The organism is Arthrobacter sp. 3Tela_A (assembly GCF_049311025.1).
In the GTDB taxonomy this organism is placed as follows: domain Bacteria; phylum Actinomycetota; class Actinomycetes; order Actinomycetales; family Micrococcaceae; genus Arthrobacter_B.
Genome location: NZ_JAXIOM010000006.1, coordinates 75,114 through 95,284 on the forward strand (window position 1 = coordinate 75,114; position 20,171 = coordinate 95,284).

Here is a 20,171-nt window from a genome sequence, read left to right on the forward strand (position 1 = left end):
GTGCGAGGGCGCTCATGATCCGGTCCGGGATGCCCGGGCCACCACGGCGAAGTCTGCGGGTGTTGGCAGCCGGAACAGACCACCGCCGGCCCGGTACTCGTCGCCGTGTTTCTTCAGATGGCGGCCAAACAGGGGGCACACGGGAACGAGGATGAGATTCCTGCAGCTGATGTCGGCGAGCACCTCGCGAAGCAGGAGCCCGGCGAGGCCGCGTCCGGCGAACTGTTCATCCACCTCGGTATGGAAAACGATGCGTTCATCCGTCCTGCCGGGAGGATCGAGGAAGTCCACTCTTCCCGCATCCACTCCATCCACGGACACAACGTAGGCCCCCAGGGGACCCGTTGGTGCGGTTGTGACGGTAACCGACGCTCCGGTGCTGTTCGTAGGTTCCTGAGTCATGGGACTGTCCTTTGCTGCGGGCTGCTGCTGTTCGCCGGCCGGGAAGACCGGTGCCAAGAACAGCACGCGGTAGGCATTCAGAATGTAGTTGACATATGAATCATCGCCGATATGATTCACATGTCAACGACTTAGGAGCTTCGATGGATAAAGGGAAGCGCAGACAGCTCCCCACGAGCGGGGAATTCGCCGTCTGGCGCGCCCATATCGAGACCTTCGAAATCGCCCGTTCCCGTATAGAGTCCCGACTGCGCAAGGACTCCCAGCTTTCAGACGGAGACTATCGGGTTCTGCTCTCCCTCAGCGAGGCAGAGGGGAAGGCCATGCGTTCCTCGCAGCTCGCCGCGCATCTGGAGTGGGAGCGCAGCCGACTCTCCGGCCAGCTGGGCCGTATGGAGAAACGGGGACTGCTGCGCCGCGAACCGAGCCCGGAGGATGCGCGCGGTTCACTCGTCATTCTTACCGATCAGGGCGCCCGCGCCTTTCGGGACAGCACCCTCCCCCACCTTGCTGCAATCAAAGAAATCTTCATCGATGCGTTTACACCTGAGCAGCTCGCCAATCTGGAGGACGCTGCTGCGGCACTGCGCACCCATTTAGGAATGCCGGCACGCTGACAGCTGCCGAAGCCGGCAGCCCTATGAAGGGAATGAACCCATGCATCCAGGCATTTACGCAGTCATACTCATAGCCCAGGAGGCCCCAGGATGCATACCGCTTCGCCGCAGCACGCCACCGATGCGCGGGACCACCCGGTCCGCCGGGCCGGCGTCGTCGTCATCGGTGCAGGCCAGGCAGGACTTTCAGCCGGCTACCACCTGAATCGGCGCGGCTTCGCCAGCGCCTTGACCGACGGCGATGCCGCGCGGAGCTTCGTGATGCTCGACGCCGGGGCGGCACCCGGGGGCGCCTGGCAGCACCGCTGGGAATCGCTGACCATGGCCACCGTCAACGGCATCTTCGACCTCCCGGGTTTCCGCCAGAGCCCTCCCGAACCCGGGACGCCTGCCCGGATTGCCGTGCCTGAATACTTCGCGGCGTTCGAGGAACGCACGCCGCTTCCGATCCTCCGCCCGGTCAAGGTACTCGCGGTGTCTGCCGCGGATGACGATCCCGACGGGGAACTGCTCATAGAGTCCGACGCCGGAACCTGGGCCGCGCGGGCAGTTATCAACGCCACCGGAACCTGGGATAACCCCACACTGCCCGCCTTTCCGGGACAGAAGACCTTCGCTGGACGCCAGCTCCATACCCGGAACTATGCCTCGCTGGAGGAGTTCACCGGCCAGCGGGTCGCGGTGGTGGGCGGCGGAATCTCCGCCATCCAGCAGCTTGAAGAGATCTCCCGGGTGGCCGAGGTGTTCTGGTACACGCGGCGGGAACCGGTTTTCCGGGACGGACCTTTCGACGCGGAGGCAGGGAAGGACGTAGTTTCCCGGGTCGCTGCCGATGTGGAAGCCGGCAATCCCACAGGCAGTGTGGTTTCCTACACAGGCCTGCTGTGGACGCCCTATGCCCTGGCCGCTAAGGAGCGCGGGGCACTGCAGCGGCGGCCGATGTTCACACGGATCGAGCCGGAGGGGGTGCGGGAGGCCGACGGCTCACTGACCCGTGTTGATGCCATCCTCTGGGCCACCGGGTTCAAGCCTTCGCTGAGCCATCTGGGCCCGCTCCGCCTGCGCAACGAACGCGGCGGGATCGAGGTGCACGGCACCGTCGCCGCTGCGGATCCGCGCGTGCACCTCATCGGTTTCGGGCCCTCACAGTCAACAGTTGGAGCAAACCGTGCCGGGCGGGAAGCTGTCGGGGCCCTGGCCGAGCAGTTCGACGCGGTGCCCGTCCGGGGCTGAGGAAACCGCTAGGCGAGTCCGCCGTTCGGATAAATGACCTGTCCGTTGATCCAGCGTGAAGGTCCGGCCAGGAAGGCAGCCACCTCGGCAATGTCTTCAGGTGTACCCAGACGCTCCATCGGGGCAAGCTGCGCCAGGCGGTCGATGGCCTCCTGGTCCTTGCCGTCCAGGAACAGCGGAGTGGCCGTGGGACCGGGCGCAATGGCGTTGACGGTGATGTCCCTTCCCCGCAGTTCCCGCGCCAGGACGGGAGTCAGAGCCTCCACGGCGGCCTTGCTGGCAGCGTACGGCGCGTAGGTGGGATGCTGCAGGCGGGTCTGGCTGGACGAGACGTTCACCAGCGCACCACCGCGCCGCAGGCGCTGCGCTGCCAGCTGGGAGACCACAAAGCTGCCGCGGATGTTCGTGCGGTGCATCCGGTCCAGTTCATCGAGGTCCAGGTCCACCACCGTGGAGAGGACCATGACTCCGGCGGTGTTAATGACGACGTCGATTCCGCCGAAAGCGGCCTCAACCTCATCAAAGAGCCGGGTCATGGCAACCTCATCAGCCACATCCCCGCCGACGGCTATGGCCTGGCTTCCCGCGGCAGTCAGCTCCTGAACTACTTCCGCCGCCTTGTTCACGTTCCCTGCGTAGTGGACCGCCAGGGCGAAGCGGTCCCTGGAGAGACGCCTGGCGATCGCCCTGCCCATTCCCCCTGATCCGCCGGTAACGACGGCAACGCGTGGGCCACGGGATTCGCTGGACTCGGACATCGTGTGCTCCGATCGGGGAGGAACCATAGCTACATACAGCCACAACTCAGACGCCGGGGCCACTGATTTCCCAAAGACCCGCTCTATGCACGGCGTTCCGACCGGCCGGCATGCCCCGCCGGGGCGAATTCAGGGTTGGCCGAACCGCGCTTCCCCCGGTTCGTTAGCTCTGTCATGTTGTGTGACCATACCTGCCTCACCCGTAACCAGCCGTGGGAAGGGCGGCCACGGGCACAAAAAAGCCCCGGAGGACTCAATGTCCGCCGAGGCGTTTTGTGTATCTGTCGGGTTGACAGGATTTGAACCTGCGACCCCTTGACCCCCAGTCAAGTGCGCTACCAAGCTGCGCCACAACCCGTTCCGCTGATCCGTATCTTCCGGTTTGTTTCCGGCCGAACCAACTCAAATACTCTACATCATGGTTGGCGATTTCCCCGCATCGGCGGCACCCCGGAGTTCACATTGGCTCCGGGGCAGCCTGCCGTGCTAGCGCCTGCTGGTCTTGCCGCGCTTCTCACGCACGCGCATTGAGACCTCGATCGGGGTTCCTTCGAAGCCGAAGGTCTCCCGGAGGCGGCGGGTGATGAAACGGCGATAGCCCGGATCCAGGAACCCGGTGGTGAACAGCACGAACTTCGGCGGACGCGAGGACGCCTGCGTGCCGAAGAGGATGCGGGGCTGCTTGCCACCGCGCACCGGGTGCGGGTGCGCCGCCACGAGCTCGCCCAGGAAGGCGTTCAGCTTGCCGGTGGGGATGCGCTTGTCCCAGTTCTCCAGGGCAAGGTCCAGCGCCGGAACGAGCTTGTCCTTGTGCCAGCCGGTCTTGGCGGAGATGTTGACGCTCGGGGCCCACTCAACGTGTGCCAGGTCGCGCTCGATCTCGGTCTGCAGGTAGCGGCGGCGTTCGTCGTCGAGCAGGTCCCACTTGTTGAACGCCAGCACCAGCGCGCGGCCGGAATCGATGGCCAGCTGCAGGATCCGCACATCCTGCTCGGAGAGGACTTCGTCCACGGCCAGGAGCACGACGGCGACCTCCGCCTTCTCCAGCGCGGCCTGCGTACGCAGCGAGGCATAGAAGTCGGCGCCCTGCGCCATGTGCTGGCGGCGGCGGATGCCTGCGGTGTCCACGAAACGCCAGGTGCGCCCGCCGAGTTCGATCAGTTCGTCGACCGGGTCGCGGGTGGTGCCGGCAAGGTCGTCAACAACCACGCGGTCGCTTCCGGCCAGCTTGTTCAGCAGCGAGGACTTGCCCACGTTCGGGCGGCCGATCAGCGCGATGCGGCGCGGCCCGCCACTGGACTCGAGTCCGCCGTAGGCGGAGTATTCCGGCAGCACGTCCAGGACGGCGTCGAGCATGTCCGCGGTGCCGCGGCCGTGCAGGGCCGAAACCGGGTACGGCTCGCCGAAGCCCAGGCCCCAAAGCACTGAAGCGTCGGCTTCGTTCTGGATGTCGTCCACCTTGTTGGCGACGACGATGACCGGCTTGCCCTTGCTGCGCAGCATGCGCACCACGGCTTCGTCGGTGGCGGTGATGCCGACGGTCGCGTCGACCACCAGCATGACGGCGTCAGCGACGTCGACGGCGATTTCGGCCTGGTCGGCAACACGGGCATGGATGCCGCGGGCATCGTGCTCCCAGCCGCCGGTGTCGACGAGGGTGAAGTTCACACCGTTCCAGGTGGCCGGATATGACACGCGGTCGCGGGTGACGCCCGGAGTATCTTCGACCACGGCTTCGCGGCGGCCAAGGATGCGGTTCACCAGGGTGGACTTGCCCACGTTCGGCCGGCCCACGATTGCGACGACGGGGTCCAGACGCAGCGGGGCGTCCTCGTCGTACTCGTCGTAGCCGCCGGAGAGCAGCGCGGCGTCTTCTTCGTCGAGTTCGTAGTCAGAGAGGCCGGCGCGGAGGGTTTCGGCGCGCAGGTTGGCTTCGTCGTCGTCGAGGGCGGCAAGCCGCTCGTCGATCTGGTCCTCGCCTGCCGGGATGTACTCCTCGGAGTCGCCGTCAAAGGTCGGGTTGGCGTTCATAAACTATTGCTTTCTTTCCGTTGAGGCCGTCGGCGCAGCTGCGCACGGCCGTCTCCGGACGTTCAGCCCGGGTAAGTGTTTGGGGGTCCGGCATGGAAAATCCCATGCAGCCACCCATCCATTGAAACACGGCAAGGCGCCGGGACCCCATTGGAGCTCCGGCGCAGCGCCTGTCACAAGTGCTTAGTGTGTGCTTGAAAAAACCACGTTCAGCACAGCCTGGACCGTTTCTTCGAAGTCCAGGTCGGAGGAATCGACAGTGATGACGCCGTCGGCCGCCTGCTGGAAGTTGACCACCGTGGAGTCCTTCACGTCGCGGGTGAGGACCTGCTCGCGGAGTGCGGCAGCGGTCTGGGTGCCGCCCAGCTGCACGCCGCGGCGGCGCAGGCGCGCTTCCTCGGAGGCAGTGAGCAGAATTCTCACTTCAGCAGTGGGCGCGACGACAGTGGTGATGTCCCGTCCCTCGGCCACGATGCGCAGTCCCGAGTCCTTGATCAGCTGCTGCTGGCGGCGGACCAGTTCGGCCCGGGCTCCAAGGGTGGTGGCCACGGCGGAAACATTGGAGGACACCTCGGGTTCACGGATCGCCTGGGTGACGTCCTCTCCCCCAACGCGGACCCAGTCCACGTCCGGCGAAGTGCTCAGTTCAATGTCTGCGCTGCGGGTGGCGGCCTCGACGGCGACGGCGTCCGTCAGGTCGATGCCGGCACGCATGCAGGCGATGGTGACGGCCCGGTACATGGCACCGGTATCGAGGTAGTTGGCGCGCAGCCGGCGGGCGACTTCGCGGCTGATGCTGGACTTGCCGGAGCCGGACGGCCCGTCAATTGCCACCACCAGGGGTTTGCCCAGCCGGAACTGTGCCGGGTTCTGCTCTGTCATTACTCAACTACCTTCCAGCCGCGCTTGGTCAGTTCGCTGACCAGCCCGTGCATTTTGCTCGGCAGGACCGAGATTTCCACCCGTCCAACCTCGCGGCCGGAGGCGTGCTCCAGGCGCAGGTCTTCGAGGTTGACGCCGATTTCACCGATCTCAGTAAGCAGCCGGGCGATCGTGCCGGGGACGTCATCCACCAGCACGGTGAAGCTGACGAATGACTGCGGCGGAGTGCCGTGCTTACCCGGGATCCTTGCCTGGCCGGTGTTGCCCTCGGAGATCAGCTGCGCCATGTCCAGCCGCGCGCCGTCGGCGGTGGGGTGTTCAAGCGTGTTGATCAGCCGGTTCAGGTCCTCGCGCACACCGTGCAGGATGCTCACCAGGCGCGGCGCGTTGCCGCTGAGGATCTGCACCCACAGCTTGGGATCGCTGGCTGCGATGCGGGTGACGTCGCGCAGTCCGTTGCCGGCCAGGGCGAGGGCCGACGGCGGGGTGTCCTGCAGGCGGCTGGCCACCAGCGAAGACATGACCTGCGGCAGGTGGCTGATCAGGGCCACGGACGCATCATGGTCTTCGGCGTTCATGCGCGAAACCACGGCTCCGAGGTCGATGGCCAGCGCTTCGGCGGTCTTCACGGCAGCGGGAGAACTCTCCTCCGCGGCGCAGATAACCCACGGCATGGACATAAACAGGTCACCGAGCGCGGCCACCGGACCGGATTTCTCCCGGCCGGCCATCGGATGGGTTCCCACGTAGCGGGAAAGATCCACGCCGGTGGCGCGCAGGTCCGCCAGGACGGCGGCCTTCACGCTGGCAATATCCACGACGACGGCGCCGGGCCAGTCCTGCAGCGCCTGCGCCGCGAGGGATGCGGTCACGTCCGGCGGTGCGGCAACAACTACCAGCTGCGGAGCGAAGTCGGGCTCAACGTCCTGGAGGAGGCGGCCGGCACCGATATCCCGGGCCACCGCAGCGGTGGAAGGCGAAATGTCCGAAAGCACGACGTCGATGCCCCGGGCCCGCAGGCCCAGGCCGATGCTTGCGCCGAGCAGGCCGGTGCCGATAACCAGGACCGGTCCGGACAGATGTGTACCCCCGTCAGCCAGTACGGTCACGGCGTTAGAGTCCTACGACGGCCATCAGGTGGCCGACTTCGTGGCGGCCAAGGACGCGGATGCTGCCCTGGCGCTGGTCGCCCAGGCGGATCGGACCCATCTGGGTACGGACCAGGCGCTCCACGGGGTGGCCGACGGCGTCGAACATACGGCGCACAATCCGGTTCCGGCCCGAGTGCAGCACTACCTCAACCAGGATGTGGCCGGGGGTGGAGTCCACCAGGCGGAAGGAGTCAACCTTGGCGAAGCCGTCCTCCAGTTCAATGCCTTCGCGCATCTGGGCGCCGATGCCGTGCGCCATGGGACCGCGCACCTGCACCAGGTAGGTCTTGGGAACCTCGTAGGACGGGTGGGTCAGGCGGTTGGCCAGCTCGCCGTCGTTGGTCAGCAGCAGCAGGCCTTCGGTGTTGGTGTCCAGGCGGCCGACGTGGAAGAGGCGTTCGTGCTTGTTGGTGCTCTTGAGGTAGTCGCTGATGCAGGGACGGCCCTCGGGGTCTTCCATGGTGGAGACGACGCCGCGCGGCTTGTTGAAGACGTAGTACTTCTGCGTCTCGTCCAGCTGCAGGCGCATGCCGTCCACGTGGATCGAAACGGTCTTGGGGTCCACACGCACGCCGAGTTCGGTGACGACCTCGCCGTCGACCTCCACGCGCCCTTCGGTGATCATTTCCTCGCAGACACGGCGGGATGCGACGCCGGCACTGGCCATGACCTTCTGCAGGCGGATGCCCTCGGGATCATGGTGCTCGGAGATGACGGGCTTGCCCGGACGGCGCGTGTGCGTGCGCTTGGTCACCGGGCCGAGGTTCTTGCCGAAACGCTCGTTGCGGAAGGCCCGCTCGCCGCCGCCCTTGCCCTTGGGGGCACCGGTGCGGGGGCCGCCGGGCTTGAAGCCGCCTTCCTTCGAAGCGCCGGACTTGAAGCCGCCCTCTCGGGAGGAGCCGGGCTTAAACCCGCCGGATTTGGGAGCGCCGGACTTGAAGCCGCCCTCTCGGGGAGCGCCTGCGCCGCCGGAGGACTTCGGTCCGCCGGTGCGTCCGGAGGCAGGCTTGGAGCCCTTGCCGAAGCCGCGGCTGCCGCCTGCTCCCCCGCCGCTGCGCGGATTACTGCGGCCTGAGCCGGAACGGGGTGCCTGTGTCATTGAGAAGTCCTTCGGGTGTAGCGGTTAGTAAGTAGTTTCTTCAAATTCCGGGAGGTTTTCCAGCCCGGGCAAGTGCGGTGCTATCTCCGGCAGTTCCTCCAAACTGCCCAGACCCAGCTTTTCCAGGAAAAGCGGAGTCGTGATGTACAGCAGCGAACCTGTTTCGGGTTCAGTGCCTGCCTCGCTCACCAGTCCCCGCTGGATTAGCGTGCGGACCACGGAGTCCACGTTGACTCCCCGAATGGCTGATATGCGGCCGCGGGTCACCGGCTGCCGGTAGGCAATCACCGCCAGGGTCTCCAGCGCGGCCTGGGAAAGCCGTGCGCTTGGCCCCTCAAGTACGAACTGCCCGACGACGTCGGCAAAGGCGGGGCGGGAGTAGATTCGCCAGCCGCCGGCAACTTCCCGGAGCTCGAAACCGCGCGGTTCAACGGCGCGCAGCCCGTCAGGTCCACCCCCAGTATAACCGTCATACTCATCGCGCAGGTCGGCAAGGAGCTGGGCAGCAGCTGAGGGGGTGATGTTCAGCGCCAGGCCAAGGCTCGCGGCGCTGACCGGCTCGCTGGCCACCATAAGGATTGCCTCGGCGGCGGCGCGTATTCCTCCCGGACGGTTCTGCATACCGTCACCATCCTGCTCAGCTTTGTGGTTGGAGGTCTGCGGCTGCATCGGGCTCCCCGTTCGCGTCGTCGTATTCTTCGGTGAGGTACTGCGCGGTCCAGTCCCCGGCACCGCTTCCGGTCCAGGTGACCCGCAGCTCCCCCAGCGGCTCGGGCTGGTGGAAGGCGAGCACACCGTCGCGGAACATTTCCAGCAGTGCCAGGAACCGGCCGACGATTTCCAGCGGCGTTGCCCCCTGCGCCAGTTCGTCGAAGGTCAGCGGACTGCTCTGCCGAAGCCTCTTCCCAATGATCTGCGCCTGTTCCCGGACGCTGACCCGCGGTGCGTGCAGGTGCGCCAGCCCAACCTCGGTGGGCGGTCCCGGTTTCGGTTCAAGTGCCTTTTGGGCCAGCCGGCCGAACTCCTCCGCGCTGGTACGCCAGATCAGTTCCGGCAGCATGGCGGCCAGATGCGGTTCAAGCGCGGTGTCCCGCGGGAAACGCAGGCCTTCCTCCTCGAGCCGGCTGTCCATCAGCGAGGCAACCTGCTTGAACGCCCGGTACTGCAGCAGCCGGGCGAAGAGCAGGTCACGTGCCTCGAGGAGGGCGATGTCGTCGTCGTCCTCCACGTCCCCGGCCGGAAGCAGGCGGGCAGCCTTGAGGTCAAGGAGCGTGGCGGCGATGACCAGGAATTCGCTGGCCTCGTCGAGTGCCCAGCCCTGTCCGGATGCGGTCAGGGCACGGATGTAGGCAATGAATTCGTCCGTGACCGTGGCCAGGGCGATTTCGGTGATGTCCAGCTCGTGCTTGGTGATCAGTCCCAGCAGCACGTCAAACGGGCCGCGGAAGTTCTCCAGCCGGACCTCGAATCCGGCGCCGGCCGTCTCCCCAGCGAGACTAGGGTGCGCCGCCGCGGGCAATCAGTTCCTTGGCGAGCCGGCGGTAGGAGTCCGCACCGGCGTGGTTGCCGGCGTAGGAGGTGATCGGTTCCGCGGCTACCGTAGCGTCCGCGAACTTGATCGTGCGTTTGATGACCGTCTCGAAGACCTTGTCCCCGAAGGCCTCCACAAGCCGGCCGATGACTTCGCGGCTGTGCAGGGTCCGCGCGTCGTACATGGTGGCCAGCACGCCGTCGACCTGCAGGCCCGGGTTCAGGCGGTCCTGCACCTTTTCGATGGTCTCCACCAGCAGCGCGACGGCGCGCAGGGCGAAGAATTCGCAGATCAGCGGGATAATGACGCCGTGCGCTGCGGTGAGCGCGTTGACGGTCAGCAGGCCAAGTGACGGCTGGCAGTCGATGAGGATTACGTCGTAGTCGTCGGAGACACGGCGCAGTGCCCGCTCCAGTACCTGCTCGCGCGCCACTTCGTTGACCAGCTGGACTTCGGCGGCGGAGAGGTCGATGTTGGCGGGCAGCAGGTCGATGTTCTCGACGTGCGTTTCCTGGATCGCGTCGCGGATGTCCACCTTGCGGTCCATCAGCACGTTGTAGACGGTGACGTCCAGCTCGTGCGGGTTGGTGCCCAGGCCGGCGGAGAGTGCGCCCTGCGGATCGAAGTCCACCAGGAGCACCTTGCGCCCGGCTTCAGCCAGCGCGGCACCGAGGTTGATGGTGGACGTCGTCTTGCCGACGCCGCCTTTCTGGTTCACCATGGCGATGATGCGGGCCGGACCGTGGGAAGTCAGGACCGGAGGCTCGGGGAACTCAGTCAGCGGACGGCCGGTAGGACCCATGGCTTCATCCGCTGCGCCCTGCGTTGCGTCCTGCAGAGTTGTGGAACTCTGTTCGCTGCTCACGTATAAATCCACGCTTCCGTCTCTAGCTGTCCTGCTGGCTGTCCTTTCCAAGGTTACAACTGTGCAACACGGATACCGCGAATCCCGGGCCGCAACGCCAGCGAGCCTTGACGCTCAACCTTAACTCGAACGTTGCTCTCCCCCGCCCGCATCGAGATAGCAGAAACTGCCCGTTTCAAGGCTGAAACGGGCAGTTTCTGTAATCTCGGTGAAGAGGTGTGGAATCAGACGCTGGAAATCCGGCCGCCGGCAGTGGGTACTGTGCGTTCCAGCCCTTCGGATTCGGCCGTGGGTTCCGGTTCCCCGGAGCTCGAGTACACCTGGCGCCGCTGATGAGTTCTCAGGCGGTGTCGGGACGAAGCAGCGGCATCAGGTCGTCGAGCACGGAACGGTCTTCGATCGTGGACGGCACGGTGAAGTCATCGCCGTCGGCAATCTGCCGCATGGTCTTGCGGAGGATCTTTCCGGACCGGGTCTTGGGCAGCGCCTCCACTACCCGGACTTCCCTGAAGTCCGCCACCGGGCCGATCCGGGTGCGCACCAGGTCCGCGAGCGCAGCCTGAATCTCCTCCTCGGCAGTCTCCGAACCTGCCTTGAGCACAACGTACCCGCACGGGCGCTGGCCCTTGAGGCTGTCCTTCACACCGATGACGGCACATTCGGCCACGGCGGGGTGCGCTGCCACCACCTGCTCGATCGCTCCGGTGGACAGCCTGTGTCCGGCTACATTGATGACGTCATCCGTCCTCCCCATGACAAACACGTAGCCTTCCTCGTCCACATACCCTGAGTCCCCCGTGGCATAGCTGCCTTCGAACGCTTCAAGGTAGGAGGCGCGGTAGCGGTCGTCGCTGCCCCACAGCGTCGCCAGGGTTCCGGGCGGGAGAGGCAGGTCCAGGACGATGTTCCCCTCAGCCCCGGGAGGTACCTCCGTTCCGGCGCCGTCGACAATCCGGACGCGGAAACCCGGCACGGGAAATGTCGGTGACCCGGCTTTCGGCGGCTGCGCGTCGAGTCCCATGGGGTTGGCACAGATGGCCCATCCGGTCTCGGTTTGCCACCAGTGATCCACCACCGGAATGCCCAGTGCCTCCGAGGCCCACCGGTAGGTCTCAGGGTCCAGCCGCTCCCCTGCTGCGAACAGGGTGCGGAGCCGGGTGAGGTCGTAGCCGCCGGTGAGCGCTGCCTCCGGGTCCGCACGTCGGATGGCCCGCAGTGCTGTGGGGGCAGTGAAGAGTACGTCCACGCCGTGTTCAGCGGCTACCCGCCAGAAGGCGCCGGCGTCGGGAGTGCCCACGGGCTTGCCCTCATACAGGACCGTGGCGGCTCCGGCGATCAGCGGTCCGTACACGATGTAGGAGTGCCCCACCACCCAGCCGACATCGGAGGCTGTCCACATCACCTGTCCGGGTGCGACGTCGTAAATGTTGGCCATGGACCAGGCCAGGGCCACCGCGTGTCCGCCATTGTCCCGGACCACGCCCTTGGGCGAACCGGTCGTCCCGGAGGTGTAGAGGATGTACAGCGGGTCGGTGGCGGCGACGCTCACCGGGCCCTGCGGCTGTGCTGAGGCAGCAAGCTTCGCCCAGTCCAGCCACGCCGTTCCGCCGGCGCCGTCGAACTCCGCCGCCGAGTGGCCGAACCCCTCACGGCTTGCTACGACGACGGCGCGGACCGGGTGTTCGGCGGCTTCGAGTGCCTGGGCAACTGTGGGCAGGTATTCGACCCGGCGTTTGGGTTCCAGGCCGCCGCTGGCGGTCACCACCACGTCGGGACGCGCGTCGTCGATCCGTGCGGCCAGCTCCGTGGCGGCGAACCCGCCAAAGACCACTGAGTGCACTGCACCCAGGCGTGCGCAGGCCAGCATGGCGATGACGGCTTCGGGGATCATGGGCAGGTAGATGACCACCCGGTCCCCGGCGCCGATGCCCTGTCCGTGCAGGACACCGGCAAAGTTCTCCACTTCGGTCAGCAGCTCGGCAAAGGTGTAGGTGCGTTTGCGGCCCAGCATCGCCGAGTCATAGACCAGCGCGGTGTCACCGCCCCGGCCGGCGAGTACGTGGCGGTCCAGGGCGTTGTAGCTGGTGTTCAGCGCCCCGTCCGGAAACCAGCGGTACAGCGGTGCGCCGGTCTCATCCAGCGCCTGCCGCGGACGCACGTCCCAGTCGACGAGTTCTGCCGCTTTCAGCCAGAACGCTTCCGGGTCAGTGACGCTTGCGGCATAAGTGTCGGCGTAGCCGGCAGTTCCCATGAATCCTCCTTGATTCGCGGTGCAGTGACGTGCTGTTAGGGCGCTATTCCAGCACGTTGTCTACCGGCAATCGTAGGGGAAGGACACGGATGTGAGAACCCCCTGGGTGTATACAGAAGATTAGAAAAACCGCGATATATATGAGACTTGCTTCACGATCCATGGTTCTGTGTATACACTGAGGCCAGTATCAGAACGTGGAGAGGGCAATCATGCGGGCCAGCGACCGGGCCTACGCCATGCTGCGGGAGGACATCGTCGAGTGGCGGCTTCCCCCGGGAACAGTGCTGGGCGAAGTCGAGCAGTCCAAGCGGCTGGGCGTTTCCCGGACCCCTCTGCGCGAGGCCCTTGCCCGGCTGACCGCCGACGGACTCGCCGCGCAGCACACCGGGCGCGGCGTCGTCGTCACACCCATCTCCCCCGAAACCGTAGAAGCGCTCTTCGAGCTGCGGCAGGCACTTGAGTGCCAGGCAGCCTCCCTGGCTGCTGTGCGCGGCCGCCCCGAGACCTTCCGCGCACTGCGCGCGGACTTCGAGGCCGCCGCGGCGCGGCTGGATGCGGACCCCGGTGAGGATCCGGCCCGGCGCGGCTACTACGCGCTCGTGGCCCGGCTCGATGCCGGAATCGACGAAGCTGCAGCCAACCCCTACCTGGCTCAGGCCCTGGTGAACGTGCGCCTGCACCTCGCCCGGGTCCGGCGGCTGGCGAAGGACAACCCGGCGCGGCTGCGGGAAACCGCCGCCGAGCACGCCACCATCGCCGCGGCCATCGCCGCGGGCGACCCTGCACTGGCTGCTGCCGCCACGAAGGTCCACCTGCACAAAAGCCTTGAACACTTCAACACCATCACCCACCCCTGAACTCAACCACCCGAGAGGACCGCGCCTTGAAAACGCATAACGTACGTGTCTACCGCAGCGAGGAAAACCTGCCCCGCGAAGAGCAGCTGGCCTGGAAGATCGCCGCTGTTGCCGCCGATCCCGTGGACGTCACCGACGACGTCACGGACATGGTCATCAACCGCATCATCGACAACGCTTCCGTGGCTGTCGCTTCGCTGAACCGGGGACCGATCGTGGCCGCCCGCGCCCAGGCGCTCTCCTTCGCACCGTCATCCGGCGGATCCGGGGCCTCCGTCTTCGGCGTCCAGGAGAAGACCTCCCCCGAGTGGGCTGCCTGGGCCAACGGCGTGGCAGTGCGTGAACTGGACTACCACGACACGTTCCTGGCCGCTGAGTACTCCCACCCCGGTGACAACATTCCCCCGATCCTCGCGGCAGCACAGCACACCGGTGCCTCCGGTGCGGACCTGCTGCGCGGCATCGCAACGGGCTACGAAATCCAGGTGGACCTGGCCAAGGCCATCTGCCTGCACAAGCACAAGATCGACCACGTCGCCCACCTCGGCCCGTCCGCAGCGGCAGGGATCGGCACCCTTCTGGGGCTGGATACCGAGACCATCTTCCAGGCCGTGGGCCAGGCGCTGCACACCACCACCGCCACCCGGCAGTCCCGCAAGGGCGAAATCTCCACTTGGAAGGCACACGCACCCGCTTTCGCCGGGAAGATGGCGGTCGAAGCCGTGGACCGTGCCATGCGCGGGCAGACCTCGCCCACTCCAATCTATGAAGGCGAAGACGGCGTGATTGCCTGGCTGCTGGACGGGGCCGACGCCGCGTACTCGGTGCCGCTGCCGGCTCCGGGCGAGGCGAAGCGCGCCATCCTGGACACCTACACCAAGGAACATTCCGCCGAGTACCAGGCCCAGGCCTGGATCGACCTGGCCCGGAAGATCCACCGCGAGCACCCCGAAGCCGTGGACCCGGCCAACGTCGTCTCCGTGCTGATCTCCACCTCGCACCACACCCACTACGTGATCGGCTCCGGCGCCAACGACCCGCAGAAGTACGACCCCACGGCCTCGCGTGAAACCCTGGACCACTCCATTCCGTACATCTTCACGGTCGCCCTGCAGGACGGTGCCTGGCACCACGTGGACTCCTACGCCCCGGGGCGCGCAGCCCGTCCGGACACAGTGGAACTGTGGCACAAGGTCACCACTGTGGAGGATCCGGAATGGACCCGCCGCTACCACTCCATCGACATCGCCGAGAAGGCCTTCGGCGGACGCGTGGACATCACCCTTGCCGACGGCACCGTAATCAGCGATGAGATCGCCGTCGCCGACGCCCACCCGCTGGGTGCCCGGCCGTTCGTCCGCGCCGACTACATCAACAAGTTCCGCACCCTCGCGGCCGGCCTGGTCTCGGAAGAAGAAATGGACCGCTTCATCGCGGCCGCCGAACGCCTGCCCGAACTCGCCGCAGGGGAACTTGGCCAGCTCAACATCACCGCCGCAGCCGGCGTCATCGACCCCGCCGCCGCACCGAAGGGACTGTTCTAAATGCTGTACTCCTCCACTACCCCCGAGCAGAAGCGCATTGCCATGCGCGAAGGCCTGGCCTCCGGCACCCTGCAGCAGTACCCGGGAGCGTTCAACCCCCTCTCGGCACGGCTGATCGAGGAAAAGGGCTTCCACGGCGTCTACATTTCCGGCGCCGTCCTGGCCAATGACCTGGGCCTGCCGGACATCGGCCTCACCACGCTCACCGAGGTTGCCGCCCGCGCCGGACAGATCGCGCGGATGACGGACCTGCCTGCCATCGTCGACGCCGACACCGGCTTCGGCGAGCCGATGAACGTGGCCCGCACCATCCAGGAGCTGGAGAACGCCGGCCTGGCCGGCTGCCACATTGAGGACCAGTTCAACCCCAAGCGCTGCGGGCACCTGGACGGCAAGAACGTGGTGGACCTGGACACCGCCACCAAGCGGATCCGCGCCGCCGCCGATGCCCGCCGGGACCCGAACTTCCTGATCATGGCACGGACCGACATCCGCGCCGTCGAGGGCCTGGAAGCTGCCCAGGACCGGGCACGCGCCCTGGTCGAAGCCGGCGCCGATGCGATCTTCCCCGAGGCCATGAAGACGGTGGAGGAATTCGCCGCCATCCGCGCCGCCGTCGACGTCCCGATCCTGGCCAACATGACCGAGTTCGGAAAGAGCGAGCTGTTCACCTATGACCAGCTCGCCTCCGCAGGCGTAAACATGGTCATCTACCCGGTGACGCTGCTGCGCAGCGCCATGGGTGCTGCCGAGCGCACACTGGACACGATCAAGGCCGAGGGCACGCAGGCAGCCAGCGTTCCCAGCATGCTCACACGTGCACGCCTGTACGATCTGGTGGATTATGAGGCGTACAACCGCTTCGATACCTCGGTATTCAACTTCCAGGTCCCCGGCACCCCGGCGTCGGCCTGACCTGGCGGCCTCCGTTCCTGCACACGCACAAAAGAAGGCACCGCACCACCACTGATCTGCGCACCACGACGAAGGAGTCCCCGACATGACCGACACCACGATTCACAAGGGCCTGGCCGGAGTACTGGTGGACACCACCAGCATCTCCAAGGTCAACCCGGAAACCAACTCACTGCTCTACCGCGGCTACCCCGTCCAGGAGCTGGCCGCCAAGTGCTCGTTTGAGGAAGTTGCCTTCCTGCTCTGGAACGGTGAGCTGCCCTCCGCTGAGGAACTCGCGGCCTTCACGGACACCGAGCGGTCCCAGCGGGCGCTCACCCCGGAGCTGAAGGCCGTGATCGACGCGCTGCCGGTCACCTGCCATCCAATGGACGTCTGCCGCACGGCCGCCTCGGTGCTGGGTGCCCAGCACGAGGCTGCCGACGATTCCAGTGCGGAGGCCAACCTGGCAAAGTCCGTAAGCCTCTTCGCGGGCATGCCTGCCGTAGTCGCCTACGACCAGCGGCGCCGGCGCGGCCAGGAGCTCGTGGAGCCCCGGGAGGACCTGGGTTATTCGGCCAACTTCCTCTGGATGACCTTCGGTGAGGAAGCAGCGCCGGAGGTCGTGGACGCGTTCAACGTCTCGATGATCCTATACGCGGAGCACTCCTTCAACGCGTCCACGTTCACGGCACGCGTGATCACCTCCACGCTGGCGGACCTGCACTCGGCAGTCACCGGAGCCATCGGTGCGCTGAAGGGCCCGCTGCACGGCGGTGCCAACGAGGCCGTGATGCACACCTTCCAGGAAATCACTGCGGCCACCGCGGAAGAGGACGAAGCTGCTGCCTATGCCGCCGCATGGCTGGATGAGGCGCTGGCTGGGAAGAAGAAGATCATGGGCTTCGGCCACCGGGTCTATAAGAACGGCGACTCCCGCGTCCCCACTATGAAGGCCTCGCTGGATGCCATGATCAAGCACTACGACCGGCCGGACCTGGGTGAGCTGTACACGGCACTCGAAGGCGCGATGGCGGAACGGAAGAACATCCTGCCGAACCTGGATTACCCGGCCGGACCTGCCTACCACCTGATGGGCTTTGACACGCCCACCTTCACGCCGCTGTTCGTGGCCGCACGGATCACCGGCTGGACGGCGCACATCATGGAACAGCTGGAAGCCAACTCGCTGATCCGGCCGCTGAGTGAGTACAACGGACCGGACGAGCGGCACCTGCCCTAAACGGCGCTGCCTTCCAAACATATAAATGCCCGCCGCAGGTTCTTCCTGCGGCGGGCATGTGTATCTCTAGGAGTCTTGGGGGCCCGGGTCTGCTGCGGCAGGTTCTGGTGAACCCACCCGGGCAAAGAGCCTGCCGGAGACATCCTGCTGTGCCAGTCTCCGGAGCGCCAGCAGGACGGGTTCGATCAGAACGGTGCCCAGCACCACGTACCGCAGCGCCTCTGCGGGCGAATCCAGCGGCACGCCCTGGACTTCGCGGGCGGCGACGCCGTGCATTGCCGCCGCGTAGGTCCGGAGCAGGTCAGGGGCCAGTGTGAACCCGGCATCCTCGAGGCCGGTCAAGGCCTGTTCGAGCCGGGAGCGGGCTTCATGGTCTCCGGGATCCACCTCCCAGCCGAGCTCGGCCAGCACGGCATCGGCCCGCGGATGGGTGGGCTGCGCCGGCTGCGCTGCACCGAGCGCGTGGTGGGCTGCTCCGAGGAAGTCATGGGCGGATTCCGGCGGATCATCAAGCTGGGTGAGCACGGCAGCGGCCCGTGCCACGGAGAGACCGCCGGGGCCCAGCAGCGCCCGGATCAACCGCAGCCGGGCGGCGTGGGTCTCTGAGTAATCTGCCTGCCGGGGCGCGGTGGGCCGGCCTTCGGGCAGCAGGCCGGCCCGAATGTAGTACTTGATGGTCGCCACCGGAACGTCCGTGGCTGCGGACAGTTCTGAAATTCGCATGCGTTACCCCCTTGTGCTGGATAGTGTAACTCTCTAGCTTGGATAGCAGCACTATCCAATTCTTTAGGAGGGGCCGTCATGGCTCGGATTCTCAGCCACCGCTCAACCCACCGGCATACCGGCCCGCTGGTGGTATTCCTCATCGGCATGCGGATCAACCGCCCCTGGCGCCCGGATCTCTGGTTGCCGGCCTTTGCCGCCATGCCGCGGATGCTCCGGGAGCTTTCGTCGGACCCCGGCTCCGGCCTGCTGGGTTACCGCTTGACCTTTGGAGCCGGCGGCCCGCTGGTGGTGCAGTACTGGAGGAGCACCGAAGAGCTCTACGCGTACGCCAGCCAGCCGGACGCAGAACACCGGCCAGCCTGGGCGGCCTTCAACCGCCGGGCCCGGAGGGTCCCGGGAGCCGTCGGCATCTGGCATGAGACCTTTCCGGTGGACCGGGCCGAATCAATGTACGTCGGCATGCCGGTGTCCGGCCTGGCCAAGGCGTCCGCCAGCCAGCCTGCACCAGACGGCAGCCGGGCAGCGGACCGGCTGGCCGCCGCGGGGCAATAACCGCACCAGTGCGGGGACCGGTGAAGGCACGTCAGGGCGAGGAGAAAACTACGCTGCCCACGCACTCGTTGTCTTCGGCGAGCGTCACGGCTGCGGCAAAGTACTCCCCGGAAAGAACCTTCGGCATCCAGTACGCGGAGTCCTCCCACATGTCCGTGTACGGAACGGCATCCACCGAGTACCAGGCGGGTTCGATCTCCGCTGACGGCGCCGGCTTCCCGGACCAGCTCCAGGACCGGTAGACCACAGTGGACATGTCCCATTCCGGCCGTGAGGGAAACATGAACTCGATGGACCCGGCGGGCTCCAGGTCCCCTGCGGTGACGGTGACGCCGGATTCCTCGAAGACCTCGCGCACTGCGGCCTGTTCCGGGGTCTCCCCCGGCTCCACATGTCCGCCGAGGGTCACAATGCGGCCGATTCCGAAGCCGGTTTTCTTCAGGCCAAGCAGGACTTCCTGCGCACCGGCTCGGGTTTCGCGCATTAGGAAACACAGCACCACTGGCGTGGCGCGCGGTGCCCGTGGTGCCGGATTCACAGTGCCCGCGGATGGGCCGCGGCGTATACCTCGCGCAGCGTGTCTGCAGTGACCAGTGTGTAAACCTGGGTAGTGGTGACGGAGGCATGACCGAGCAGCTCCTGGACCACGCGCACGTCAGCGCCGCCTTCGAGCAGGTGCGTGGCAAAGGAGTGCCGCAGGGTGTGCGGGGAAACGTCCCGGTCGATCTTCGCCCGTTCAGCGGCATTCTTGAGGATGGTCCAGGCGCTCTGCCGGCTGAGCCGTCCGCCGCGTGCGTTGAGGAACAGTGCCGGTGTGCCTTTGCCCTTGGCCGCCGCTTCGGGCCGGCCGCGGACGAGGTACTCATCCAGTGCCCGCGCCGCATAGGAGCCCAGCGGCACCAGGCGTTCCTTGGACCCTTTGCCGAACAGCCGGACGACGTCGGGGCCGTTCGCCGGGATGCGTTCCAGGGAGAGGTCGTCAATGTCCAGGCCCACGGCCTCACTGATGCGTGCTCCGGTGGAGTAGAGAAACTCGAGCAATGCCCGGTCGCGCAGCCCTGTGGGGGTATCCAGCGGAATGGCTTCAAGGATGCGGGTCACCTCGGCCACGCTGATTGCCTTGGGCAGCCGTTTGCCCGGCAGGGGCGGATGCACGTCCGCTGCCGGATCCTGCTCCGTCAGTCCTTCCAGGGCCCAGAACTTGTGCAGGCCGCGCACGGCGACGATGGTGCGGGCGGCGGAGCGAACGCTCAGGGCGGAGGCGCCGTCGGATCCTTCGGCGATGGACCGTGCGAACGCCGTGACGTCGTGGCGCGTAATGTCCTGAATCGCGGTGCGCCCGCTGGCTTCGAGGAAGCGTGCGTACCGCAGCAGGTCACGTCGGTAAGCGTCCACGGTGTTGCGGGCCAGCCCGCGTTCCACAGCCATGTGCTGCAGGTACGCACCAATAGCCCGGCCGATGGCGGTGGAACGCAGCTCATCTTCGGCGGAGCGCGAGCTGCGGGCGGCCGGGGTTTTAGCCGGCGGCTGGT

Annotated in this window: 20 protein-coding genes and 1 tRNA gene; 7 read left to right on the plus strand and 14 right to left on the minus strand. The window is 66.4% G+C overall.

Annotated features, from left to right (window positions below):
- Nucleotides 1-12 precede the first annotated feature (12 nt).
- A complete protein-coding gene (locus TVC13_RS03605; protein WP_422399872.1) occupies nucleotides 13-402 on the minus strand; it encodes a GNAT family N-acetyltransferase in 390 nt (129 codons plus the stop codon).
- A 143-nt stretch (nucleotides 403-545) separates the two neighbouring features.
- On the opposite strand from TVC13_RS03605, the gene TVC13_RS03610 reads away from it, so the two are divergent.
- Nucleotides 546-1,019, plus strand: coding sequence for a MarR family winged helix-turn-helix transcriptional regulator (locus tag TVC13_RS03610; protein ID WP_422399873.1), 474 nt, complete (start codon nucleotides 546-548; stop codon nucleotides 1,017-1,019).
- A 90-nt stretch (nucleotides 1,020-1,109) separates the two neighbouring features.
- Nucleotides 1,110-2,252 carry an NAD(P)-binding domain-containing protein gene (locus tag TVC13_RS03615; RefSeq protein ID WP_422399874.1) on the plus strand — a complete coding sequence of 381 codons (1,143 nt, stop codon included), beginning with the start codon at nucleotides 1,110-1,112 and terminating at the stop codon, nucleotides 2,250-2,252.
- An 8-nt stretch (nucleotides 2,253-2,260) separates the two neighbouring features.
- Here the strand turns inward: TVC13_RS03615 and TVC13_RS03620 are convergent, their stop codons facing one another.
- The 10 genes from TVC13_RS03620 to TVC13_RS03665 form a co-directional block, all read right to left on the minus strand.
- The gene (locus tag TVC13_RS03620) at nucleotides 2,261-3,010 is read right to left on the minus strand and encodes an SDR family oxidoreductase (RefSeq protein ID WP_422399875.1); all 750 of its coding nucleotides are present in this window, start codon (nucleotides 3,008-3,010) and stop codon (nucleotides 2,261-2,263) included.
- A gap of 284 nt (nucleotides 3,011-3,294) precedes the next feature.
- Nucleotides 3,295-3,368, minus strand: a tRNA-Pro gene (locus TVC13_RS03625).
- A gap of 128 nt (nucleotides 3,369-3,496) precedes the next feature.
- A complete protein-coding gene (gene der, locus TVC13_RS03630) occupies nucleotides 3,497-5,041 on the minus strand; it encodes a ribosome biogenesis GTPase Der (RefSeq protein ID WP_422399876.1) in 1,545 nt (514 codons plus the stop codon).
- 183 nt (nucleotides 5,042-5,224) lie between these two features.
- A complete protein-coding gene (gene cmk, locus TVC13_RS03635) occupies nucleotides 5,225-5,923 on the minus strand; it encodes a (d)CMP kinase (protein WP_422399877.1) in 699 nt (232 codons plus the stop codon).
- Nucleotides 5,923-7,032 carry a prephenate dehydrogenase gene (locus tag TVC13_RS03640; protein ID WP_422399878.1) on the minus strand — a complete coding sequence of 370 codons (1,110 nt, stop codon included), beginning with the start codon at nucleotides 7,030-7,032 and terminating at the stop codon, nucleotides 5,923-5,925. Before TVC13_RS03640 ends, cmk begins: the two co-directional genes overlap by 1 nt.
- 4 nt (nucleotides 7,033-7,036) lie before the next feature.
- Complete coding sequence (locus TVC13_RS03645; RefSeq protein WP_422399879.1) at nucleotides 7,037-8,173, minus strand: pseudouridine synthase; 1,137 nt, start codon at nucleotides 8,171-8,173, stop codon at nucleotides 7,037-7,039.
- 24 nt (nucleotides 8,174-8,197) lie between these two features.
- Nucleotides 8,198-8,794, minus strand: coding sequence for an SMC-Scp complex subunit ScpB (scpB, locus tag TVC13_RS03650; protein ID WP_422399880.1), 597 nt, complete (start codon nucleotides 8,792-8,794; stop codon nucleotides 8,198-8,200).
- Between the two features lie 16 nt (nucleotides 8,795-8,810).
- On the minus strand, nucleotides 8,811-9,692 hold the full coding sequence (locus TVC13_RS03655) for a segregation and condensation protein A (protein ID WP_422399881.1): 882 nt from the start codon (nucleotides 9,690-9,692) through the stop codon (nucleotides 8,811-8,813).
- Nucleotides 9,670-10,569: a ParA family protein gene (locus tag TVC13_RS03660; protein ID WP_422399882.1), complete on the minus strand. Its 900-nt coding sequence runs from the start codon at nucleotides 10,567-10,569 to the stop codon at nucleotides 9,670-9,672. The genes TVC13_RS03655 and TVC13_RS03660 overlap by 23 nt, the downstream gene beginning before the upstream one ends.
- A gap of 340 nt (nucleotides 10,570-10,909) precedes the next feature.
- A complete protein-coding gene (locus tag TVC13_RS03665) occupies nucleotides 10,910-12,820 on the minus strand; it encodes an AMP-binding protein (RefSeq protein WP_422399883.1) in 1,911 nt (636 codons plus the stop codon).
- Between the two features lie 212 nt (nucleotides 12,821-13,032).
- Here TVC13_RS03665 and TVC13_RS03670 point away from each other — a divergent pair, with 212 nt between their 5' ends.
- From TVC13_RS03670 to TVC13_RS03685, 4 genes are all read left to right on the plus strand, one after another.
- The gene (locus TVC13_RS03670) at nucleotides 13,033-13,680 is read left to right on the plus strand and encodes a GntR family transcriptional regulator (RefSeq protein ID WP_422399899.1); all 648 of its coding nucleotides are present in this window, start codon (nucleotides 13,033-13,035) and stop codon (nucleotides 13,678-13,680) included.
- Between the two features lie 26 nt (nucleotides 13,681-13,706).
- Nucleotides 13,707-15,224, plus strand: a complete 1,518-nt coding sequence (locus TVC13_RS03675; RefSeq protein WP_422399884.1) for an MmgE/PrpD family protein — start codon at nucleotides 13,707-13,709, stop codon at nucleotides 15,222-15,224.
- Nucleotides 15,225-16,139, plus strand: a complete 915-nt coding sequence (gene prpB, locus TVC13_RS03680) for a methylisocitrate lyase (protein ID WP_422399885.1) — start codon at nucleotides 15,225-15,227, stop codon at nucleotides 16,137-16,139.
- A gap of 85 nt (nucleotides 16,140-16,224) precedes the next feature.
- A complete protein-coding gene (locus TVC13_RS03685) occupies nucleotides 16,225-17,361 on the plus strand; it encodes a bifunctional 2-methylcitrate synthase/citrate synthase (RefSeq protein WP_422399886.1) in 1,137 nt (378 codons plus the stop codon).
- Between the two features lie 66 nt (nucleotides 17,362-17,427).
- Here the strand turns inward: TVC13_RS03685 and TVC13_RS03690 are convergent, their stop codons facing one another.
- Entirely contained in the window at nucleotides 17,428-18,084 is a 657-nt protein-coding gene (locus TVC13_RS03690; protein WP_422399887.1) for a MerR family transcriptional regulator, read from the minus strand.
- Between the two features lie 78 nt (nucleotides 18,085-18,162).
- On the opposite strand from TVC13_RS03690, the gene TVC13_RS03695 reads away from it, so the two are divergent.
- A complete protein-coding gene (locus TVC13_RS03695) occupies nucleotides 18,163-18,639 on the plus strand; it encodes a DUF4188 domain-containing protein (RefSeq protein ID WP_422399888.1) in 477 nt (158 codons plus the stop codon).
- 31 nt (nucleotides 18,640-18,670) lie between these two features.
- Here the strand turns inward: TVC13_RS03695 and TVC13_RS03700 are convergent, their stop codons facing one another.
- Together TVC13_RS03700 and xerD are read right to left on the minus strand one after the other, a co-directional pair.
- Nucleotides 18,671-19,177 (minus strand): 8-oxo-dGTP diphosphatase, encoded by a 507-nt coding sequence (locus TVC13_RS03700; RefSeq protein WP_422399889.1) that lies wholly within the window; start codon nucleotides 19,175-19,177, stop codon nucleotides 18,671-18,673.
- A complete protein-coding gene (xerD, locus tag TVC13_RS03705; protein WP_422399900.1) occupies nucleotides 19,174-20,067 on the minus strand; it encodes a site-specific tyrosine recombinase XerD in 894 nt (297 codons plus the stop codon). The genes TVC13_RS03700 and xerD overlap by 4 nt, the downstream gene beginning before the upstream one ends.
- Between the last annotated feature and the right edge of the window lie 104 nt (nucleotides 20,068-20,171).

Excerpts from the sequence above, each read along its gene's own strand:
- TVC13_RS03685 (WP_422399886.1), top strand. The coding sequence starts at position 16,225 with ATGACCGACACCACGATTCACAAGGGCCTGGCCGGAGTACTGGTGGAC.
- TVC13_RS03670 (WP_422399899.1), top strand. The coding sequence starts at position 13,033 with ATGCGGGCCAGCGACCGGGCCTACGCCATGCTGCGGGAGGACATCGTC.
- scpB (WP_422399880.1), bottom strand. The coding sequence starts at position 8,794 with ATGCAGAACCGTCCGGGAGGAATACGCGCCGCCGCCGAGGCAATCCTT.
- xerD (WP_422399900.1), bottom strand. The coding sequence starts at position 20,067 with ATGGCTGTGGAACGCGGGCTGGCCCGCAACACCGTGGACGCTTACCGA.
- TVC13_RS03620 (WP_422399875.1), bottom strand. The coding sequence starts at position 3,010 with ATGTCCGAGTCCAGCGAATCCCGTGGCCCACGCGTTGCCGTCGTTACC.
- cmk (WP_422399877.1), bottom strand. The coding sequence starts at position 5,923 with ATGACAGAGCAGAACCCGGCACAGTTCCGGCTGGGCAAACCCCTGGTG.
- TVC13_RS03610 (WP_422399873.1), top strand. The coding sequence starts at position 546 with ATGGATAAAGGGAAGCGCAGACAGCTCCCCACGAGCGGGGAATTCGCC.
- TVC13_RS03690 (WP_422399887.1), bottom strand. The coding sequence starts at position 18,084 with ATGCGAATTTCAGAACTGTCCGCAGCCACGGACGTTCCGGTGGCGACC.
- TVC13_RS03645 (WP_422399879.1), bottom strand. The coding sequence starts at position 8,173 with ATGACACAGGCACCCCGTTCCGGCTCAGGCCGCAGTAATCCGCGCAGC.
- TVC13_RS03615 (WP_422399874.1), top strand. The coding sequence starts at position 1,110 with ATGCATACCGCTTCGCCGCAGCACGCCACCGATGCGCGGGACCACCCG.
- TVC13_RS03695 (WP_422399888.1), top strand. The coding sequence starts at position 18,163 with ATGGCTCGGATTCTCAGCCACCGCTCAACCCACCGGCATACCGGCCCG.
- prpB (WP_422399885.1), top strand. The coding sequence starts at position 15,225 with ATGCTGTACTCCTCCACTACCCCCGAGCAGAAGCGCATTGCCATGCGC.
- der (WP_422399876.1), bottom strand. The coding sequence starts at position 5,041 with ATGAACGCCAACCCGACCTTTGACGGCGACTCCGAGGAGTACATCCCG.
- TVC13_RS03665 (WP_422399883.1), bottom strand. The coding sequence starts at position 12,820 with ATGGGAACTGCCGGCTACGCCGACACTTATGCCGCAAGCGTCACTGAC.
- TVC13_RS03605 (WP_422399872.1), bottom strand. The coding sequence starts at position 402 with ATGACTCAGGAACCTACGAACAGCACCGGAGCGTCGGTTACCGTCACA.